This window comes from Meiothermus sp. (assembly GCF_026004115.1).
Taxonomy (GTDB): domain Bacteria; phylum Deinococcota; class Deinococci; order Deinococcales; family Thermaceae; genus Meiothermus.
In genome coordinates this window covers 2,016,424-2,035,233 of sequence record NZ_BPIM01000001.1, presented here as the reverse complement: position 1 = coordinate 2,035,233, position 18,810 = coordinate 2,016,424, and the positions used below count along the sequence as shown (strand labels likewise).

Sequence of the window (18,810 nt, the reverse complement as noted above, 5' to 3'; positions counted from 1 at the left end):
TTCTCTAAGCGGGTAGGGTCAGGTGCCCCAGTTGCAGCAGCAAGCCCAGGCCGTCGGAATAGTTGTGACCTTCGATGGCCAGGCCACCTGGGCCAAAGCGCCAGACCTCGCACACGTCCAGCGAAAAAGGTTTGTGGCTGGGCCCAAAAGGCGTGCCGGACATGGGGCCGTCCTGAATTCCAACGGCCCGGAACCGCGCCGTGACCCAGTCGCCGGCCTCAATATAGTGGGCATCCACAATTTTGATATTGGCGGCCATGGCGACAAAACCGGCCAGCATCTGGCGGAACTCCGCGCGGCTGCGGTAGACCTGGCCTCGCCCGTGGTCGGTCATGGTGCCATCCGGGGCCAGCACCTTGGTTGCTTCGTCCAGGTTACCGGCGCTAAAGGCTTGGTGGGCTTTGCGTAGCGTTTCTATATTGCTCATGGTTTCCTCCTACGGGTAGGCCTTCTCAATCGCCTGCCTGGGGGGAGACCCCTGGCCTGCGGGCTACCGTCGGCTTGCGGGGGAACAGGTTACCCCACAGCACCCGCAGGGCAGTACCTGGAGCCAGCAGGCTGGGTGGGGGGGCCATCAGATTGGCCACTTCCTGGAAGGCCAGTACCAGGGCGGGGTCCCGGCGGGCCGCAATGTGCAGTTTGGCCACGTACCAGTTAATGAAGTTGACCATCGGACTGCGCGGCCCCTCCACCTCGGGGTAGCTCAGGTCGGCCCCCACCGCGATGCTCCAGGGCCCATCCACCAGCACGGCAGCTTTTTTGTAGAAGCGCTGGGCCAGGTTCTCGCTTCCGGCTTTCAACACCTCCAAAAGCAGCCGGGCCTGGCTGGCAGCCACGGTCATGCCCTGACCAAAGATGGGGTTGAAGCTGCACATCGCATCCCCCATCACCAGGAAGCCCCGAGGAAAGCGAGCCAGCTTTTCATAGCGGCGGCGCTGGCTGCCAGGAAACTTGTAAGCACCAATCTCAGAGAGCGGCTCGGCCTCCTTAATCAGGTTGTAGATATCGGGAACGGGAAGAGTACGGGCAAACTCGAGGAAACCCTGTTCGTCGATAGGAGGGTGGTCGCCCAGGAAGCCTGCCAGCGTGACGATCCAGCGTTGGCCCTCGAGGTGCAGCACCACCCCACCGCGCTTAAGGGGGGCGTTGGAACCAATCACAAAGGCATCCTTGCCGCCAAAGTCCTGGGGGCTGCGGCGGTAGATGCGGGTGGCGTAGGCCAGATCAATCCGCACCTCTTCTTGCTTTGGCCGCTCGTAGCCCATGTCCTCGAGCCACTTCGGCGCTTGCGAGCCGCGCCCGCTGGCATCTACCACCAGATCGGCTCGCAGTTCGTAAAGGCCGTCGCCATCGAGTTTTACACCTACCACCCGCCCGTTCTCGCTGAGCAAACCCCTGACGTTGACCCTCGATAGGGCTTTAACATTCCCCAGTGAGAGTACACGCTGTCGGATCGAACCCTCCAGCAGTGGACGACTGACCAGCAAGCCCTTCAATCCGCTATCAAACTGGGCATGGAAACCGCCGTTCTGGTACCAGTAACCATCCTGGATGATATCGCTGCCGAGCGCCCCCTGTTCCAGCAGTTCCTGGGTCAAACCGGGAAAGAACCCCTCGAAGATCTGTGCCCCCTGGGCCAGCACTCCGTGGGCGTGGCGGCCCTGGGGCACCCCTTTGCGCTGCTGGCCTGGGGGCGGGAAGTGGTCGCGCTCGAGTATCGTCACCTGTTCAAACTGCTCCGAGAGCGCCCGCGCTGCCAGAAGCCCCGCCATGCTCCCACCAATCACCACCGCATGTTTTCCTGTTTTCATCTGTTCCTCCTGGTGCGTCACACTTTGTCCCGAGACGCTGTTCAATATCCAGGTCAAAAACTGCTCGTTCTGAGTCTCGGGCGGCTTGCCGTTTGATTCGAGGTATAGTAGGATGACAAACCACGTCCCAGATGGTATTACCGCTCGTCTCACCCCAAAGTTAGTTCCTGAATTCGCCCTAATGCCACTCGAGCCAGCCCCCAATGTCGGCAAACACCTGGGCACGGTTGGGCTCGAGGAACAGGTTGTGGTAGGCATCGGGGTAGGTCAGGCGCTGTTTGTCGGTAGCCCCAACCCGGGCAAAAAAGTCGGCACTGCCCTGCGGGCGCACCAGGGTGTCGGCCTCGCCGTGCAGGATTAGCATGGGCAGACTTAAGCGGGACGCCCTGGCACGGGTTTCCTCCATCGCCCTCAGAACTTCGGAGGCCAGGCGTGGGGTGGTATGGGTTTGAAAGTGAGGGTCGGTAGTGTATTGCCGCGCTATGGCAGGGTCTCGGGTGATGCCGGACAGGCTAAGGCCCGGATTGACCCGGACCCGAGGCAGCAGGCGCGACAGCAGGGGCATCATGGCCTTGATCAAGGGCGGAACCCCCGAGGCATCCAGCGCAGGCGCTACCGCCACCACCCCGCTCAGACCCTGGGGGTGGTGCTGGGCATAGTTGAGCACCAGCAAGCCCCCCAAGCTGAGCCCGACCAGGAAGAGCGGGGGGGTTGGGTCTTCCTGCCGCACCAAATCTACAAAGCGCCTCAGGTCATCGCGCAGACTGGCCCACGCCTCGACATACATGCGCGGGCCTTCCGACTGCCCGTGTCCGCGCAGATCAAACCCATAAGTAGCAAACCCCTGGGCACACAACGCCTCCGACAGGTTGCGGTAAGGCAAGCTGCGGCCGTGATCGCCCAGGCCGTGAACCAGGACTACCCGGCCACGGTTAAAGCCGGGGGGCTGAATCCCGTAACATGAGAGGCTCAACCCATCCGAGGATTTGAAACGTTTGGGGAACATGAGTTCTGCTGCGCTAGCCAGCCACAAAGGCACGAGTTCTACGAGGGCACCACGCCAAGCTGACGCATCATGCCTAGTTGATCAAAGATGGCATGAAGGTGGGTCACCTGGCCATTCACGATCGTCAGCAGGGCAATGGCCGATACAGCAATAGCACGGTTGCTGGCCGGAATGCCCATGAACGGCGCCGTGTGTGTGCCGCGCAAGGTGAAGCGCACCGCGATGCCGTTGTCGGTGACTTGGGTTTCATCAATTGAATGATAGAGATCCGGGAATGCGTTGTAGAAGGCTCGACCAAACTCGCCATGTCCGGCCGCATCCATAGGTGGAAATCCCATGATCTCTGCCCTATAGGCGGGTGCGAGTAGCTCTGGCCTGAGCGATCCTTGCAGCTCATCCTGGCCATTGAAAAAGCGGATCGCGAAGTCCATTGGGTTGAGAGTCGTGGACATCGAGCAATTCTCCTTTTGTGACTCTTTGGCTATTCATTTTGGTGGGCTAACATCCAGACAACTACCCAGCCAGATTCAGGTCAGGGGCGGGGCAACAGCACAAAACCGAACTCACCAAAGACCCTGGTTACCGTGGCCAGTTGCTCCGGGGTGGGAGGGCCGGCTGGGGGCGAGGGCAAGTCCAGCCGCTGGGCTGGCACGCCCAAGCGGCGGTATGCTTCCTCGAGCCCCCCCGGCGTGAACGTCACCAGCATCCGTGCGGTGGGGGTCTTGAGCTTGAAGAAGTGGGGCACCCCCCTGGGCTGGAACACATGGTCGCCCGCCTTGGCTTCCGTTACCACGTTGCCGGAGGTGAAGGTGACCTCGCCTTCCTGGATAAAGAAGATCTCGTCCTCGCCATTGTGTACGTGAGGTGGGGCCTCGAAGCCCTGGCGCACCCGCACGTCCATCAGGGCATATGAACCCCCTGTGGTGGCCTTGTCGGCCAGCACACTAAACAGTGCGCCGTTGAACCACACGCTGTTGGCGAGGGCGGCGCGGCTCCCGAAAGCGGGCTTGAGGTTGGCTTGGGCCAGGGCAGTGCCGACCTTGCCCGATAGGGCCAGTCCCAGTCCGGCGGCAGTGAGTTGCTTGAGGGCGGAACGGCGGTCTTGTTTCATAGGTTCCTCCAATAGGTTCAGGGTCTCCCGAACTGAAACAAGTTATAGCTACAGGAATTGTTCATCCGCCAGTTCAAAAACTGCTCAGCAAAACCCTGCCATTAAACCCACTCGTCAACCGACCCAAAAAACCGCCCACAGCCAACCGCTGTAGGCAGCCTTTGTGGGCAACTCATCTCGTTTCCCACAAACACTTGCCTCTTCCGGCAGGTGTTTTATACCGGATTCAAAAAGATAATCATCCAAACCAAAGACCCCCAGAGGCTATCTTTTTGAATCCCAGAGCACACCCCTCCCTTACGGTCGGCGAAAAAAGCGTCTCCCTTCCAAAGGGGCTTGCACCCTCCGCTACGCGGATAACTTCCAAGGGGCGGTATCGCCCTCCGCTACGCGGATAACTTCGGCCCTGTTAGTTCGCCGCCATCCGGCGCCGAACTAACCGAATCTGGTATAAGACCTTGTGGGTCTAGCGATGTTGTATTCCTTGAGGTGTGATACCAACTTTACTTGGACAGTTAGCTTTAAGGGTCGTCCCAAGCGCCCTCATCCGGCGACACCCCAGGTGCAGTCAAGCGTGTTCCTGTTCCTATCGCTGTTTGTAAATAGCGCGGTCGGGGTGTCGCCACCTTCTCTCTCCAGGGAGAAGGCAAGGGGTTCATGTGGATTTGGTATGACAAGGGCGTAAAAACCCATCCATCCCCCGAAGCAGGAACAAGCTACGCCAATGGTTTGCTCACTTTACAGACCAGAAAATACCCACCCCTCAGCGCGGGCGGGCGTTTTAGACAATCAAGCCTTTACTCCTGCGGCCGCACGAAATACACCCCGCGCTCGGCGAAAATGCCGGCGATGGTCTCGAAGCCGGGAACGGCCTCGCGCGGCGGGGGCAGCAGCGACTCGGTAGCTGCTACCCCAAACGCCTTGAAGGCTTGCTCCAGACCCCCCGGCGAAAGCCGCACCAACAGCCGTACCTGGGGGGTCAGGCATTCAAAATAATGTTCCTGCCCGCGGGGCATCCACACGTACCCGCCGGGGTCCAGCACCCCTTCCGTCCTATCCCCCTCGCCAGAGCCATAGCAATAGCGCAATCGGCCCTCGAGCAAAAAAAGTTCCTCGTCTTCATGGGTGTGCACGTGCGGCGGGGGTTCAGTGCCCTGACGAATCACGCCATCCACAAGGGTATAGCTGCCGTCGGTATCACTCGATTCGGCCACGAACTGCAAGAACAACCCCGCGCACCAGTAGCAGCGCTCGAGGTCGGAAATCTGGAGGTTCATAAACAGTAGCTGGGCGTATCATACGCCTGGTTTGCCCAGGCGAGGGCGACTTTACCTTTGGTACATCCCAGCCCAGGCACAAAAATGCAACAAGGGGGTATTCATCCAACAGACCAAAAACTACTCACCGGCCTATACCTACCCCGATAGTTCGCGCTGCCAAAGCAGTTTGACCACCCGTTCGACGGCTCCTACCAGATGCCGCCGGTAGGTGGAGAAGGGCAGGCCCAGCAATTCAGCGGCCAGTTCCTGGGTGGCGGCAGGCTCGAGGTAGGTGCGTTCCAGGGCGCGGTAGAACTTCTCGTCCTTGGAGTTGGCCTTGAGGGTCTGCGCAGCTTCCCAGATAGCTGTGCGTAAGGCTTTGGGGGTGGGCTCGAGCAGCAACCTCGAGCGCAGCAAAGGGTTGTGCGCCAGCGCTTCCGGGCGCATAAAGTCCCGCAAGGCGTTCTTGACCGCCTCCTCAAACTCGGGCTCGGAAAGTACTACCAACGGGGCAGGGCGATGGTCTTGCAGTTGGGCCGGGTTGAGTTCCGTGGCCAGCTCGCGTTCGCCCAGCATCTCGAGCCAGGCCGCTACCGGCTGCTTGCGCCAGTCGTGGGCAAACACTCCAATAGCATGGGTTCCCGAGACATAGTCCACCTCGCTGGCATGGTGAATATTCATGTAGGCAAAGGCCGGCAACCAGAACTCCGGCCCAGAAATGCCAAAAAAACTCCAGGCCAGTTTAGAACTGGAGATATAGTGCTGCACTGTATTGAGAAAAATCACACTCTGAACCGACGAAACCATGTGGTAGCGTTCACCCTCCATCCAGAAGCGAAAAAGCGAAACCTGTTCACCGGGGCGTACTGGCCCGTAGCGCTCGGTGTAGTTCCACACCTGCTGGGCCACCGGGTCGGCAGCCAGATCCGCCGGGCTGGCCTTGTGCAAACCCAACATCAACATGAACCCCGCCGGTTGTGAACCCACCCCCCGGTAAACGGTCAACCCTTCAGGCTGCAACTCCAGCCAGCGCGCCGCTACCCTGGCGGCTTCTAGCCCTTCGTGCCGAGCAATCATTGCGAGCACCACCGGGTGGTCTTCAGCCTGGCCCCGCTCAGCAAACACACCGCCGGTTTCGCCCCACTCCAAAAAAGGCTTGACCATGGGGTTGTGGCGATGCAGATAGACATCATCGAACAAGATGTGCTGCTGCTCAAGTCCACGGGTTTCTTGCAGGCGGCGGGTGTAGTAGCCCCTGGCCCGCCGGTGCAGCTCCGCGTTCCAGTCGGGGTTGCGCCAGCGCAAATCTGCTTCCAGCGCCTCGCGGGCCAAGTCATGGGGGAAAAGCCCCACCGGCCCCGATTGCACAAACGACAATTTGCGCAGCCATTCAAAGTATGGGTGGACATCTTCAATATGCAGACACTCGGCCAGCAAGCTTTCGGTGGTAGACCGCACCAGTGCGCTGGCTTCGAGGGCCTGGCGATGGATCGGGCTGGGTACTTCCTGCACAAAGCGTTCCAGTAGAGCCGCCACCACATCGGGATGACGGCCTGGGTCGAAGTCCCACTCGCCTGCGCCCTGCTCCAGCACATCAGCCACCAGCGAGAGCGCCAGCGCATGCCCGTGTGTGAAGTCCAGCACAGCTTGATGCTTTTCTTCCACCACACCACGCCGGGTCAGATACTCACGGCTTTCTTCGGGCCGCAGGTTGCGCAGGCTAAGGGTACGGATCAGGTCGCGCCAGCCGGGATCGGAGCGCCAGGCCGCACCGGGCGGTTTACGCCCGGCAAACACCACCAGGGTATGCTCTGGCAATTGTGGCAAAAAGGTCTCGCGCAACCAGGCGTCCAGTGGGGTCAGGTTTTCATAGGTATCCAACAGGAGCAGGCTACGCCCTTGCCGCGACAGGAACTCGATCGGTGAGGCCGTTGCATCCAGACCCAATCCCAGCCTCAGGGCCGATAGGAAACCCTCTGGTGAGGAATCCATATTGCGGGCATCGAGCCGCACTACCCCAACCCCGGCTTCCCCCCCTACTCGAGCAAACTCTCCCAGCAAGGCGGTCTTCCCTACCCCCCCTGGTCCGTACACATGCAAGAGCGCAAAGGGCAACTCGGCTTCCTCGAGCGTGGTTCGCAACAGCGCCAGCTCAGCGCCCCGCCCCACAAAACGGCGACGGCGCGCGTTTAGCAACCGGCTACCCAAAGTTCGCGATGGAGAACCCATAGGCGTTTCCGGCATAAAGTTACATAAAGAACACTTTATTATACCAGATTCGGTTAGTTCGGCGCCGGATGGCGGCGAACTAGACTCATCTAAAGAATTCGGTTGAGTAACGAAGTGGTGTGATGATGGGTAAAAACCAACATTTTGGCGAGGATTGGTTTGAAAGCCGTTGCCAAGCAGAGAGGGAATGTTGTATTGGACGGTGACGAGTACGGTAAAGGGCAATCTGCAGCCAGTCCTTAGCTCTAGGAATAGACCGGATGTTTCTACGTTTTTGCCGTCGCCACAGCCTGCCATTCCCCACTTCGGCGGTGTTGTTGGCTTCCGCCTCCCCCAAGGTCTTCATCTCCAACAGCACTTGCAGTTCCAGCTGCAGCCGATTCCTTTGATCTTGGGGGGTCTTGCCCAGGATATCCCTGCTCAGGTGGAACCAGCACCTGACCTGTTGCACTTTAGACCCCAGCCAGTGCAAAGCCTCGGCGATCTCGGGCGCCCCATCGGAAACCACATCATCAAGCAACCCATCGCTGAGCAAATCCCGTACCCGTTCAAACCCCCGCTCCTCGGCCAGATCAGCCGATACAGGACAGCCGCTCTGGGCTTCCCAGACCCCATAACCCTGGCCCCGGCTATCCCGTCCATACACCCAGTCATCCACACAAACCGTGCGGATAAGCCCTTTGATCTGTGCGTTCTCTGCTTTGAGCAAGGTCTGTCCCCGGTCACCACCGCTTTGGGCCCAATCCAGTCGGGTGGCCAGCACAATCGGATAACCCAGCAAGGCAGCGATATCCGCTTTGACCGCCTCGGTAACCCGATAGCTGTCAAGGATGGCAAATAAACCCTGCACCAGGCGGCTATACCAGCGATAACGTTGGCATTCTGGGGTATATTCCACCCTTATCTGCCGTTTGCACCCAGCACAGCGCAGGCGTTTGAGTCGGGTTTCTTCTATGCCATTCAGGGTTCGCAGCTTCCGCTTGCGATAGCCGCCACACTCGACTTTCACACTTCCGCAGTTCCGGCAAGCTACACTGTCTTTGGGCTTCTCTGGGTTATTCACAAATCCAGTTTAGAAGCCCCTTTCTTTGCTCAACCGAATTTTTTATATGACTCGGCAATTTTATGTTTTTGACGTAAAAGCCCAGATAAGGTATAATATTGTGTTGGATAGAAAGCGCGTCCAAGGCGCTTTTTTTGTGCCGAAAACGAAACAGGAGATATTGAATGTCCCAAGTCCTACCCATTGAAATCACCGACGAAGTCAAACAAAGCTTCATCAACTACGCCATGTCGGTCATAGTGGATCGGGCCCTGCCCGACGTGCGCGATGGCCTCAAGCCGGTGCAGCGGCGCATCCTCTACGGCGCCTACCAGGACGGCGTACTCCCCAACCGCAAACACGTCAAGAGTGCCAAAATTGTGGGTGAGGTGATGGGGAAGTACCACCCCCACGGCGATGCGGCCATCTATGACACCATGGTACGCATGGCCCAGGATTGGAGCCTGCGCTATCCCCTCATCGACGGGCAAGGGAACTTTGGCTCGATTGACAACGATCCCCCCGCGGCCCCGCGCTACACCGAGGCCCGCCTGTCCAACCTGGGCTACGAGATGCTGCAGGATCTCGACAAGGAGACCGTGCCCATGGTGCCCAACTACGACGGCACCCAGGAACAGCCTGAGGTCTTACCTTCTGCCCTTCCCAACATGTTGGTTAACGGTGCTGCCGGCATCGCCGTCGGGATGGCCACCAGTCTCCCGCCGCACAACCTCTCCGAGACCATTGATGCCCTGGCCCTCATGATTGACAACCCCGACGTGACCCTGGACGAAATCATGAAGGTGCTGCCAGGGCCAGATTTCCCGACGGGAGCCAAGCTCTCCCGCCGGGGCATCAAGGAAGCTTACGCCACCGGGCGCGGCAGCCTGAAGGTGCGGGCCCGGGTACGTAACGAAGACAAAAACGGGCGGGCCATGCTGGTTTTCACCGAGATTCCTTATCAGGTCAACAAAGCCGACCTGATCAGCCAGATCGCCACCCTGGTGCGCAACAAGGTGATTGAAGAAATCTCGGCCCTGCGCGATGAATCTGACCGTCAGGGCATGCGTATCGCCATCGAACTCAAACGCGGTTCCAATCCCCAGGTAGTGCTCAACAAGCTGTACAAGCACTCGCGCCTGCAAACCAGCTTCACCGTCAACCTGCTGGCCATTGTGAACGGCGAACCCAAGGTGCTTACCCTGCTGCAGATGATGCGCCACTACCTCGACCACCGGGGCGAGGTAGTGCGTAAGCGCACCGAGTACGAGTTGCGCAAGGCCAAGGAGCGCGCTCATGTGCTGGAAGGTCTGCTGATCGCCCTCGACCACATTGATGAGGTCATCGCCCTGATTCGCGCCTCGCAGGATGCCGCCGAAGCCCGCACCGGGCTGATCAGCCGCTTCAGCCTGAGCGAGATTCAGGCCCAGGCCATTCTGGACATGCGCTTGCAGCGGTTGGTGGGTCTGGAGCGCGACAAGCTACAAGAAGAGTACCGTGAACTGATGGAGGAAATTGGTCGCCTCGAGGCCATTTTAGGTGACCAGAAGCGGCTGTGGCGGGTGGTTAAGAACGAACTCCTCGAGATCAAGAAGAAATATGGCGACCAGCGCCGCACCCAGATCACCGAATTCGAGGAAGGCTTCAGCATCGAGGATCTGATTGAAGACGAAGAAATGGTGATCACCCTGACCAGCCAGGGCTTCATAAAGCGCACCCCGCTCGAAGCCTACCGTGCACAGGGGCGTGGGGGCGTGGGAGCCCAGGCCGGCAAAACCAAGGAGGAAGACGAGGCCATCTCGGTGTTTGTGGCCTCCATGCACGACACCCTATTGATCTTCACCAATCGGGGCCGGGTCTACGGCGAGAAGGTACACGAACTCCCCGAGGCCAGCCGCCAGGCCCGAGGAACCCACGTGGTCAGCCTACTGCCCTTGCAAGAAGGCGAAGAGGTGGCAGCTCTTCTGAACGTGCGCGACCTGACCCAGGAAGGCTACTTTGTATTTGCTACCAAGAACGGCCTGATCAAGCGCACCGAGATCAAGGAGTACCAGAACCTCAGCAGCGCGGGCCTCATCGCCATCAATCTGGTCGAGAACGATGCCCTGATTGGTGTGGCCATCGCCCAGGAGGGCGACCAGGCCATGCTGGCCACCCTCAGCGGTCAGGCCATCCGCTTCGAACTTTCCGATGTACGTCCCACCGGGCGGGCCAGCCAGGGCGTAACAGGCATCCGCTTCAAAGAAGGCCGCGACGACCGGGTGGTCTCGCTGGTCATTCTGCCCAAAGGCGAGGAAGGTGAGGTGCTGGCGGTGGGTACCTACGGCTACGGCAAGCGTACCCCCGTCTCCGAGTATCCCCTGCAAGGCCGGGGCGGTATGGGCGTCATCACCTTCAACACCAACGACAAGGTGGGGCAGTTGGCGGCCCTTATCCGTGTACAGGGCAACGAAGACCTGCTGGTGCTCTCGCGCCGGGGCATCGCCATCCGCACCAAGGTTTCCAGCATCTCGCAGTATGGACGGGCTACCAGCGGCGTGAAAGTGATGAACCTGAGCGAGAAAGATGAGCTGGCCTCGGCCTTCGTGATTGCGCCACAAGATTGAGCTGCGCCACAGGGAATAACTCGAAGGTTAAAAGTCAAAGTGAAGAGAAGAGGTAAAATCCCATTTGTCCCACGCTCATCTGACCCTGCAACAGCGTAGAATTCCGACCATGTCTGAGAGTACCGAAAAGCATAAAGAAATCGCCATGGCCAGAGGGCCGGTAAACATCGCCATCGTTACAGCCTCCGACACCCGCACCCCCGAGACCGACACCAACTACCACTACCTGAAGCCCGAAATCGAGGCTATGGGTCACCGCATCGTGGGCTACCGCATCATCAAGGACGAGCCCGAGCAGGTAGCGCAGGCGCTGGATGACATGGTCAATGCCGGGGCGCAAATTATCCTGTTTAACGGCGGCACCGGCATCGCCCCCCGCGATACCACCTACGACGTGCTGGCCCGCAAGATCGAGAAGCCCATGCCGGGTTTTGGCGAGCTGTTTCGGATGCTTTCCTATAGCGAAGTGGGCGCTGCCGCCATGCTCTCCCGTGCCACCGCCGGAACCTACCGTAAGAAGGTGGTCATTTCCACTCCAGGTTCGCCCAACGCGGTGATGGTGGCCTGGACCAAGCTAATCAAGCCTGAACTTGAACATCTGGCCTGGGAAGTAGCCCGCTAGGCCACCGATTACGGCCACAATAGTTACTTATTCTTTACTGCTGGACATCAGGGGTATCATGTTGAACATGACCCTCAAGGGCCAGGGGCCGGGCCCCTTACCGCCTTTGCTCGAGCAGTACGTCGAACTGCGGGATGCCTACCCCGACTATTTGCTGCTCTTTCAGGTAGGCGACTTTTATGAGACCTTTGGCGAGGACGCCGAGCGGTTTTCACGAGCCCTGAACCTGACCCTGACCCACAAAACCGCCAAGGATTTCACCACCCCCATGGCGGGTATTCCGGTACGCTCGGTGGATGTGCACCTGGAAAAACTCCTCAAGCTGGGCTTCCGGGTGGCCGTAGCCGACCAGATGGAGCTGGCCGAAGAGGCCGACAAACTGGTGCGCCGCGAGGTGACCCAACTGCTTACGCCCGGCACAGTCATGCGCGAGAACCTTTTGAAGCCGGAGGCCAACTACCTGGCCGCCATTAGCACCGGCGACGGCTACGGTCTGGCCCTGCTGGATATCTCCACTGGCGAGTTTCGTGGCAGCGTTCTGTATGGCAAAAGCACCCTTTATGACGAGCTTTTTCGCTTCCGGCCTGCCGAGGTGCTGCTGGCTCCGGAGCTGTACCATAACCAGGCCTTCTTACAAGAGTTCCAGCGGCGTTTCCCGGTGATGTTGTCGGAAGAGGGCTTTCAGGGGGAGGTTGGGAAGGCTGCCCTGCAATCGCAATTCGACCCTTTGCCCGCGGGGTTGGAGCACCCAGCCTTACTGCGCTCGGCGGGGGCGGTGCTGGCCTACGCGCTGCGGGTGCAGGAGAATGGGCTACCCCAGGTGCGCAGCTTTGTGCGCTACGACCCCAGCGCCTTCATGCAGCTAAGCGAGGCCACCCTGCGCACACTGGAAATCTACGAGCCGAGTTTTGTGGGGGACCGAAGCGAGGAGCGCACCCTGCTGGGGGTGCTGGGCCTGACCCGCACTGCACCCGGACGGCGCTTGCTGCGGGCCTGGTTGCGGCATCCACTGGTAGAGGAAGCTCCCTTGCAGGCCCGGCTGGATGCGGTCGAGGCACTGGTACGCGACGGGGTCATGCGAAGCGAAGTGCGGAAAATTCTATACCGCATGCACGACCTCGAGCGCCTCGCAGCCCGCCTGCTGGCAGGAAAAGCCAGCGCCCGCGACCTTTCGGCCTTGCAGCGTAGCTTGTCGCTCTTACCCGAGCTATCGGGGCTTCTGATCGGTTTGGGGCCCCTCTCGAGCCTCTCCGAACGATTGCCCAGCCTGAGCCACGTGGTCGAACAGATCACGGCCTCTCTCGTAGAAGACCCACCGCTCAAGCTAACCGATGGCGGCCTCATTCGAGAAGGCTTCGACCCAGAGCTGGACGAGCTGCGCCACCGGGCCGAGGAAGGGCGGGCCTGGATTGCCCGGCTGGAAACCGAAGAGCGTGATAGTACCGGCATATCCAACCTGAAGGTGGGCTACAACGCGGTGTTTGGGTACTACCTCGAGGTCACCCGCCCCCACTACACCCTGGTGCCCAAAGATTGGCGGGCCCTCCAGACCCTCAAAGACCGCATGCGCTTCAGCACCCCCGAACTCAAGGAGCAAGAGCGCAAAATCCTGCAAGCCGAAACCGAGGCCGTCAAGCGCGAGTATGCGGTGTTTTTACAGTTGCGCGAGCAGATAGCTCAGGCGGCCGATGAGGTGCGCCAGGCCGCGCAGGTGCTGGCTGAACTCGACGTATACGCTGCGCTGGCCGAGGCCGCCGTGGAGTACGGTTACAGCCGTCCTCGCTTCTCGCACAACGGCACCCTCCACATTGTGGCTGGGCGGCATCCAGTGGTGGAGCGAAGCACCCCCTTTATTCCCAACGACCTTTCCATGAGCCCTTCGGCCCGGCTTTTGATTCTGACCGGGCCCAACATGGCCGGGAAGTCTACCTATCTGCGCCAGACGGCCCTGATTGCCCTGCTGGCCCAGATTGGCTCCTTCGTGCCTGCCGAGTCGGCCACGCTGCCCCTTTTTGACCGCATCTATACCCGCATTGGCGCTTCGGACGACATCGCGGGCGGACGCAGCACCTTCATGGTAGAAATGGAAGAGCTGGCCACCATTCTGCACAACGCAACCGCCCAAAGCCTGGTGCTGCTGGACGAGATTGGGCGAGGCACCAGTACCTACGACGGCCTGGCCCTGGCCTGGGCGGCCTGTGAACACCTGCACGACCGGGTACAGGCCTATACCCTGTTTGCCACGCACTATTTTGAACTCACCGCCCTGCCCGAGCGTATGGCCGCAGCACGCAACGCCCATGTAGCCGCTAAAGAGGAGGCGGGGGGGCTGGTGTTTTATCATCAAGTGCTGCCAGGACCGGCCAGCAAAAGCTACGGGTTGGAAGTGGCCCGGCTAGCAGGCCTTCCAGTAGAGGTCGTGCTGCGGGCTAAAACCGTCGTGAGCGGGCTGGAAGCCAGCCAGAAAGGGTTGTCCAGGGAAGTACTGGAAGAACTTCTGGAGCTCGACCTGGCTCGCACCAGTCCCTTAGACGCCCTGCTCTTCCTGCGAAAATTGCAAGCGATGCTCATGGGCCTTTCCCAGGAGGTCGTCGAAGCCCCTGGTGCCTGACTGCCATGATTCGCAAACTGCCTCCCGACCTGATCCGCGAGATTGCGGCGGGGGAGGTGGTGTCGGGCCCTGCTGATGTGGTGCGCGAACTGCTCGAGAACGCCCTAGACGCAGGCGCAACCCGGCTCCTGGTCGAGCTTTTGGGCGGGGGCCTGGATAAGATTGTGGTCAGCGATAACGGCGCGGGTATCCCCAGAGAAGAACTGCCGTTGGCTTTGGAACACCACACCACCAGCAAGCTCAGCGACCTGCAACATATCCGCACCCTGGGCTTTAGGGGCGAAGGGCTTTGGGCCATTCGGCAAGCCGCCCGGGTACGGCTGACCTCGAGGCCCCCCCATCAACTGGGGGGAGCTACCCTGACGGCATTTCAGGACCAAGTAGAACTCCACGAACACCCCGCCCCTGCCGGTACCCGGGTCGAGGTGACCGCCCTGTTCAGCCACCTGCCCGCCCGTCGGAATGCGCTCGAGGTCCCCGCCGCCGAGGGCCGTAAGGTGGTGCAACTGGTTTCGCGCTACCTGCTGCACCGCCCGCAAGTGGCTTTGCGGCTGTTGTTAGACGGCGATGAGAAAATTGCCCACGCTGGCGGGGGCTTTGCCGAGGTGGCCAAGCTGCTGTGGGGTTCGGTGGTCGCCAACCGGCTCTTCGCGCTCGAGGCCACCGAAGGGGCTTTCCGCCTCTGCGGTCTGCTTTCACGCCCGGAGCTCTCGCGCCCCCGCCGCGACCGGCTGCTGCTGGCCCTGAATGGCCGCCCGGTAGAATGGCCCGAGCCCCTGCTCCAGGCTGTGCTGGCCGCTTACAAGGAGCTATTGCCCGCGGGTCAATTTCCGGTGGGGGTGCTGAACCTGGACGTTCCTGCCGAACACCTGCTGATCAACACCTCACCCGACAAATCCAGGGTCAAACTCATCCGGGCCGAGGCCATTCTGGGCTTTGTCTCCCAGGCCGTGCAAAACCTGCTATCGGCCCACCCCCTGGCCCGTGCTTTACCCGAGCCCACCCCCCTGACCGGGCCGGTGCCGGTGCAGCGCGCCCGTTTCCCCCGCCTGCGCTACCTGGGTAGCTTTCGCGAGCTGTACCTTCTGGCCGAGTCGGGCGACGAGCTGTATGTGGTAGATCAGCACGCTGCCCACGAACGCATCCTCTACGAGGAGCTGTCTCGCCGCTATCGCAAAGAGCCGCCCCTCGAGCTTCCTCACCCCGAGCTGGTCTCGCTATCGCTGGGTGAAGAGCTGAACTTTGCCGAGCGGGCGGAGGAACTCGAGCAAGCCGGGTTGCGCCTGGAGCCGTTTGGCCCTGGCAAATACCGCATCCGTAGTGTTCCGGCTTTTCTGGCTGGCCATCCCTCCCTCATTCCCGAGGTGGTTAGGGGGAGCCTGGGCGCTGCCAGCTTTGCCGAAGCCTGGCGCAACGTGCTGGCCCGGTTGGCCTGCCTGCCCGCCGTCAAGGCCGGGCATCCGCTGGCGGGTGCTGCCGCCCAGGCCCTGCTGGATGCTCTGGCCGAATGCGAGCTACCCTGGGTCTGTCCCCATGGGCGGCCCACGGTGCTGGTAATGGGCGAACTGGAGCTGGCCCGGCGTTTTGGGCGGCGCGGTCTACGAGCGGTGGAGCGCTTCAGGCTCGAGAAAACCTGATCGCTTTTCCCACCATGACGCCCCACATGGTGAGGGGAGGGAGGAGGAAAGAGTGGTTTTATTTTATGCACGGCCCTGTTGTATACCCCAGTTGAGTATGCCACGGTTTTGGTGTAGCATTACGCTGTCTTCAAAAGACTCAAACTAAGGTAGTTTCAATAACTCAATCACTTCTACTGTTTGGGAGGAGGCTCAGATGGATGAGCAGAAAAAAGTATCTTTAGAACAGGCTGAAATGAACCGCCGCGCTTTCTTGAAGAAGACGGCTGCGGCTGGGGCCGCCGTGGGCATGATGGGGCTGGGGATGGCCCAGCAGCAACCCACTGCCGACCAGGTGGTGCGCGGCAAGAACCCCAAGCTGGTGGTGCTGTCGTCACGCCCGGTGGTCATGGAGTCTACCCTGGAGCTGTTGGGTTCCGAACGTATCACCAGCAAGGCCAATTTATTTATTCGCAACAACATCGACCTGCCCGGCCTCAACACCACCGAGCCCAACGTGCAGCCGGGCTGGGTGGTGGAAGTTGGAGGGCTCATAAGCGCTCCTTTCCGCATTACCGTTGAGGAGCTTTCGCGGCTACCCCAGACCGAGGTCACCAGCGTGCTGCAATGCTCGGGCAACGGCCGCTCTTTCTTCAACCCCCGTCCCTCGGGGAACCCCTGGACTTATGGCGGGGTGGGTCAGGTTACCTGGCGCGGGGTGTTGCTCAAGACCCTGCTCGAGGCCAAAGGGGTCAAGCTCAACGAAAACGCCCGTTTCATCACCATGAACGCCTCGACCCAGGGCGGTGCCCAGCCCTACGAGAAGAGCTTCCCCATCAGCGTGCTGGACTACAACAGCGCCATGCTGGCCCTGGGCATGAACGGCGAGCCCCTGCCCGCTGTTCACGGAGGCCCGGTGCGGCTGGTGGCGGCAGGCACTTTTGGCACCGCCAACGTGAAGTGGCTGGCGAAGCTCGAGTTCACCGCCAACGAAAGCTCTGGCAACGAGCAGGTGCCCCGCTACCGGGTGCCGGTGTTGCCGGGCTGGAACACCCCCATCCTGCCTACCCAGCCGGGCAGCCGTTATCCTTATACCCTCAACAACTCGCGTTCCAACTGGGGCGCCAACATCAACTCCTTTATCCTATCGCCCCTGGCCGGCAGCAGCGTCAAGGGCCGCCTGGTCGAGGTTCGCGGGGTTGCCTGGAACGACGGTCTGGCCCCGGTGGAGAGCGTCGAAGTCTCGGTCAACGGCGGCACTAGCTGGCGCAAGGCCATCATCGAAGGCAACGAGGGCAAGTTTGGCTGGTACCGCTGGGTCTCGCCGCAACTGCTGGCCCCCGGCGACTACGAAGTGATGGCCCGTGCTACCGATGCCCTGGGCCGCACCCAGCCCCTGGATGGCAACGTCTGGTGGAACGAACGCGGCTACGAGTGGAACGGGGTGATGCGGGTCAAGTTTAAGGTCACCTGAACGCCTGGACATCAGCCCTGCTCGACCGGCAGCCCTATACCCCTAGTTGCCGGTCGAACCTTTACGTTTTTTTTAGCCTGGGTTCGGGTGTGGCCACCACACAAAACCGCCTCTAGAAGCATGCTATTCTTTGGTATCAGGGAGGAAGATAGTAATGAAAGTCAGATACCTGGTCTGGGTAACCCTGCTGGCCCTCGCAGCTCTCTGGATGGGTCTAGGTCAAAATGCACTGCCAGAAGGGCCTGGGCGGGAACTCGTTTTGCAGAAATGCCAAAGCTGCCACGAGATCGGCTTCGTAACCCGGGAGCGGCAGACCCGAGAGCGCTGGGACGGCCTGATTACCGAAATGCAGGGTTACGGCCTCAAGGTCACCCCTGAAGAACGCGCAGCCATCCTGGACTATCTGGCCACCCGCCTGGCCCCAGGCGCGGCAGCTCCGGCACCCACTCAAACCCAGGCTGCCGCTACAGCCAGTGGTGCTGCGGTCTACAACAACTGCATCGGCTGTCATCAGGCCACCGGCGCGGGCATTCCTGGGGCTTTCCCACCTTTGGCCGGGCATGTGCCCGAGATTTTGGCGGCCCGGGGCGGGCGCGAGTGGCTAATTCAGGTGATGCTCTACGGCCTGCAGGGCCAGATTAGCGTCAAGGGCGCTAGCTACAACGGCATCATGCCTGGGTACGCCCAGCTCAGCAATGCCGAAATTGCTGCCGTACTCACCCACATTGCCACCCAGTGGGGCAATGCCCTGCCCGCAGGCCAGGCTGCTTTTACCGAGGCCGAGGTGCAGGCCCAGCGCGGCAAGAACCTAACCGCTCAGCAAGTGCTCTCGGCCCGCCAACAGCTTGGTTTGCGATGAATAGGGTCTTGTCCCTGCACGCCGGGCAGGGCACCACCCTGCCCAAACCCCCCATCCCTCATGCAGTGCTGGTGGCTGGCAAAGGCGTGGAAGGGGATCGGCATTTCGGTAAGCACCCCGACCGTGCGGTGCTAATTGCAGGGCGTGCAACCTATGACCGGGCCGCTCGAGCGGGCATCCTGCTACCTTCTGGGGCGCTGGGCGAGAACATTCTGGTGGATTTTGACCCCCACCGGTTGGAGCCTGGGGCCCACCTTCAGATCGGAACGGCATTGCTGGAACTAACCACCGTCTGCACGGTATGCAGCTCTCTCTCGGTGTTCGACCTGCGCTTGCCCAAAGTGCTTCTGGGTCAGCGCGGCCTCTACGCCAGGGTGCTCGAGGGTGGCGTGGTTCAGGTCGGCAATGGGGTGCAGATTCTCTCAAGGCAACCTGCATAGGACGGTTCAGGAGACCCCCTCCGGCTGATACGGGCGGTGATGCCATCGGAGAGGTGGACTGCCACCCTTCTCTCCCGTCGGAATAAAACCGCAAACCACTCCGCAAGCGCAGTTTTCGGGGTAG

General features: G+C 60.7%; 15 protein-coding genes. 7 read left to right on the top strand and 8 right to left on the bottom strand.

The features are described from left to right. Positions 1-4 precede the first annotated feature (4 nt). The 8 genes from Q0X23_RS09810 to Q0X23_RS09775 all read right to left on the bottom strand — a co-directional run bounded on the left by Q0X23_RS09810 (position 5) and on the right by Q0X23_RS09775 (position 8,425). Complete coding sequence (locus Q0X23_RS09810) at positions 5-427, bottom strand: nuclear transport factor 2 family protein (RefSeq protein WP_297860120.1); 423 nt, start codon at positions 425-427, stop codon at positions 5-7. Positions 428-452: 25 nt separating this feature from the next. Continuing rightward, positions 453-1,811 carry an NAD(P)/FAD-dependent oxidoreductase gene (locus tag Q0X23_RS09805; RefSeq protein WP_297860119.1) on the bottom strand — a complete coding sequence of 453 codons (1,359 nt, stop codon included), beginning with the start codon at positions 1,809-1,811 and terminating at the stop codon, positions 453-455. A 178-nt stretch (positions 1,812-1,989) separates the two neighbouring features. Next, positions 1,990-2,844 (bottom strand): alpha/beta hydrolase, encoded by an 855-nt coding sequence (locus Q0X23_RS09800; RefSeq protein WP_297860118.1) that lies wholly within the window; start codon positions 2,842-2,844, stop codon positions 1,990-1,992. 11 nt (positions 2,845-2,855) lie between these two features. Beyond that, entirely contained in the window at positions 2,856-3,269 is a 414-nt protein-coding gene (locus Q0X23_RS09795) for an ester cyclase (protein ID WP_297860117.1), read from the bottom strand. Between the two features lie 80 nt (positions 3,270-3,349). Next, the gene (locus Q0X23_RS09790; RefSeq protein WP_297860116.1) at positions 3,350-3,928 is read right to left on the bottom strand and encodes a cupin domain-containing protein; all 579 of its coding nucleotides are present in this window, start codon (positions 3,926-3,928) and stop codon (positions 3,350-3,352) included. A 797-nt stretch (positions 3,929-4,725) separates the two neighbouring features. Continuing rightward, positions 4,726-5,205 (bottom strand): cupin domain-containing protein, encoded by a 480-nt coding sequence (locus Q0X23_RS09785; protein ID WP_297860115.1) that lies wholly within the window; start codon positions 5,203-5,205, stop codon positions 4,726-4,728. Positions 5,206-5,343: 138 nt separating this feature from the next. Continuing rightward, a complete protein-coding gene (locus Q0X23_RS09780) occupies positions 5,344-7,383 on the bottom strand; it encodes an AAA family ATPase (protein ID WP_297860114.1) in 2,040 nt (679 codons plus the stop codon). A 118-nt stretch (positions 7,384-7,501) separates the two neighbouring features. After that, on the bottom strand, positions 7,502-8,425 hold the full coding sequence (locus Q0X23_RS09775; protein WP_297860113.1) for a hypothetical protein: 924 nt from the start codon (positions 8,423-8,425) through the stop codon (positions 7,502-7,504). 218 nt (positions 8,426-8,643) lie between these two features. On the opposite strand from Q0X23_RS09775, the gene gyrA reads away from it, so the two are divergent. The 7 genes from gyrA to Q0X23_RS09740 all read left to right on the top strand — a co-directional run bounded on the left by gyrA (position 8,644) and on the right by Q0X23_RS09740 (position 18,686). Beyond that, the gene (gyrA, locus tag Q0X23_RS09770) at positions 8,644-11,064 is read left to right on the top strand and encodes a DNA gyrase subunit A (RefSeq protein ID WP_297860112.1); all 2,421 of its coding nucleotides are present in this window, start codon (positions 8,644-8,646) and stop codon (positions 11,062-11,064) included. Positions 11,065-11,173: 109 nt separating this feature from the next. Next, entirely contained in the window at positions 11,174-11,686 is a 513-nt protein-coding gene (locus Q0X23_RS09765; RefSeq protein ID WP_297860111.1) for a molybdenum cofactor biosynthesis protein B, read from the top strand. Positions 11,687-11,753: 67 nt separating this feature from the next. Then, positions 11,754-14,297: a DNA mismatch repair protein MutS gene (gene mutS, locus Q0X23_RS09760; protein WP_374707455.1), complete on the top strand. Its 2,544-nt coding sequence runs from the start codon at positions 11,754-11,756 to the stop codon at positions 14,295-14,297. A gap of 5 nt (positions 14,298-14,302) precedes the next feature. Continuing rightward, positions 14,303-15,934: a DNA mismatch repair endonuclease MutL gene (gene mutL / locus Q0X23_RS09755; RefSeq protein WP_297860109.1), complete on the top strand. Its 1,632-nt coding sequence runs from the start codon at positions 14,303-14,305 to the stop codon at positions 15,932-15,934. 196 nt (positions 15,935-16,130) lie between these two features. Beyond that, positions 16,131-17,387: a sulfite oxidase gene (locus Q0X23_RS09750; protein WP_297860108.1), complete on the top strand. Its 1,257-nt coding sequence runs from the start codon at positions 16,131-16,133 to the stop codon at positions 17,385-17,387. A 154-nt stretch (positions 17,388-17,541) separates the two neighbouring features. After that, positions 17,542-18,246: a c-type cytochrome gene (locus Q0X23_RS09745; protein WP_297860107.1), complete on the top strand. Its 705-nt coding sequence runs from the start codon at positions 17,542-17,544 to the stop codon at positions 18,244-18,246. Next, positions 18,243-18,686, top strand: coding sequence for an MOSC domain-containing protein (locus Q0X23_RS09740; RefSeq protein WP_297860106.1), 444 nt, complete (start codon positions 18,243-18,245; stop codon positions 18,684-18,686). The genes Q0X23_RS09745 and Q0X23_RS09740 overlap by 4 nt, the downstream gene beginning before the upstream one ends. The last annotated feature ends 124 nt before the right edge of the window (positions 18,687-18,810 follow it).

Coding starts and splice junctions, on each gene's coding strand:
- Q0X23_RS09805 (WP_297860119.1), bottom strand. CDS start 1,811: ATGAAAACAGGAAAACATGCGGTGGTGATTGGTGGGAGCATGGCGGGG.
- Q0X23_RS09750 (WP_297860108.1), top strand. CDS start 16,131: ATGGATGAGCAGAAAAAAGTATCTTTAGAACAGGCTGAAATGAACCGC.
- Q0X23_RS09785 (WP_297860115.1), bottom strand. CDS start 5,205: ATGAACCTCCAGATTTCCGACCTCGAGCGCTGCTACTGGTGCGCGGGG.
- Q0X23_RS09765 (WP_297860111.1), top strand. CDS start 11,174: ATGTCTGAGAGTACCGAAAAGCATAAAGAAATCGCCATGGCCAGAGGG.
- Q0X23_RS09810 (WP_297860120.1), bottom strand. CDS start 427: ATGAGCAATATAGAAACGCTACGCAAAGCCCACCAAGCCTTTAGCGCC.
- Q0X23_RS09740 (WP_297860106.1), top strand. CDS start 18,243: ATGAATAGGGTCTTGTCCCTGCACGCCGGGCAGGGCACCACCCTGCCC.
- mutS (WP_374707455.1), top strand. CDS start 11,754: ATGACCCTCAAGGGCCAGGGGCCGGGCCCCTTACCGCCTTTGCTCGAG.
- Q0X23_RS09790 (WP_297860116.1), bottom strand. CDS start 3,928: ATGAAACAAGACCGCCGTTCCGCCCTCAAGCAACTCACTGCCGCCGGA.
- Q0X23_RS09745 (WP_297860107.1), top strand. CDS start 17,542: ATGAAAGTCAGATACCTGGTCTGGGTAACCCTGCTGGCCCTCGCAGCT.
- mutL (WP_297860109.1), top strand. CDS start 14,303: ATGATTCGCAAACTGCCTCCCGACCTGATCCGCGAGATTGCGGCGGGG.
- gyrA (WP_297860112.1), top strand. CDS start 8,644: ATGTCCCAAGTCCTACCCATTGAAATCACCGACGAAGTCAAACAAAGC.
- Q0X23_RS09795 (WP_297860117.1), bottom strand. CDS start 3,269: ATGTCCACGACTCTCAACCCAATGGACTTCGCGATCCGCTTTTTCAAT.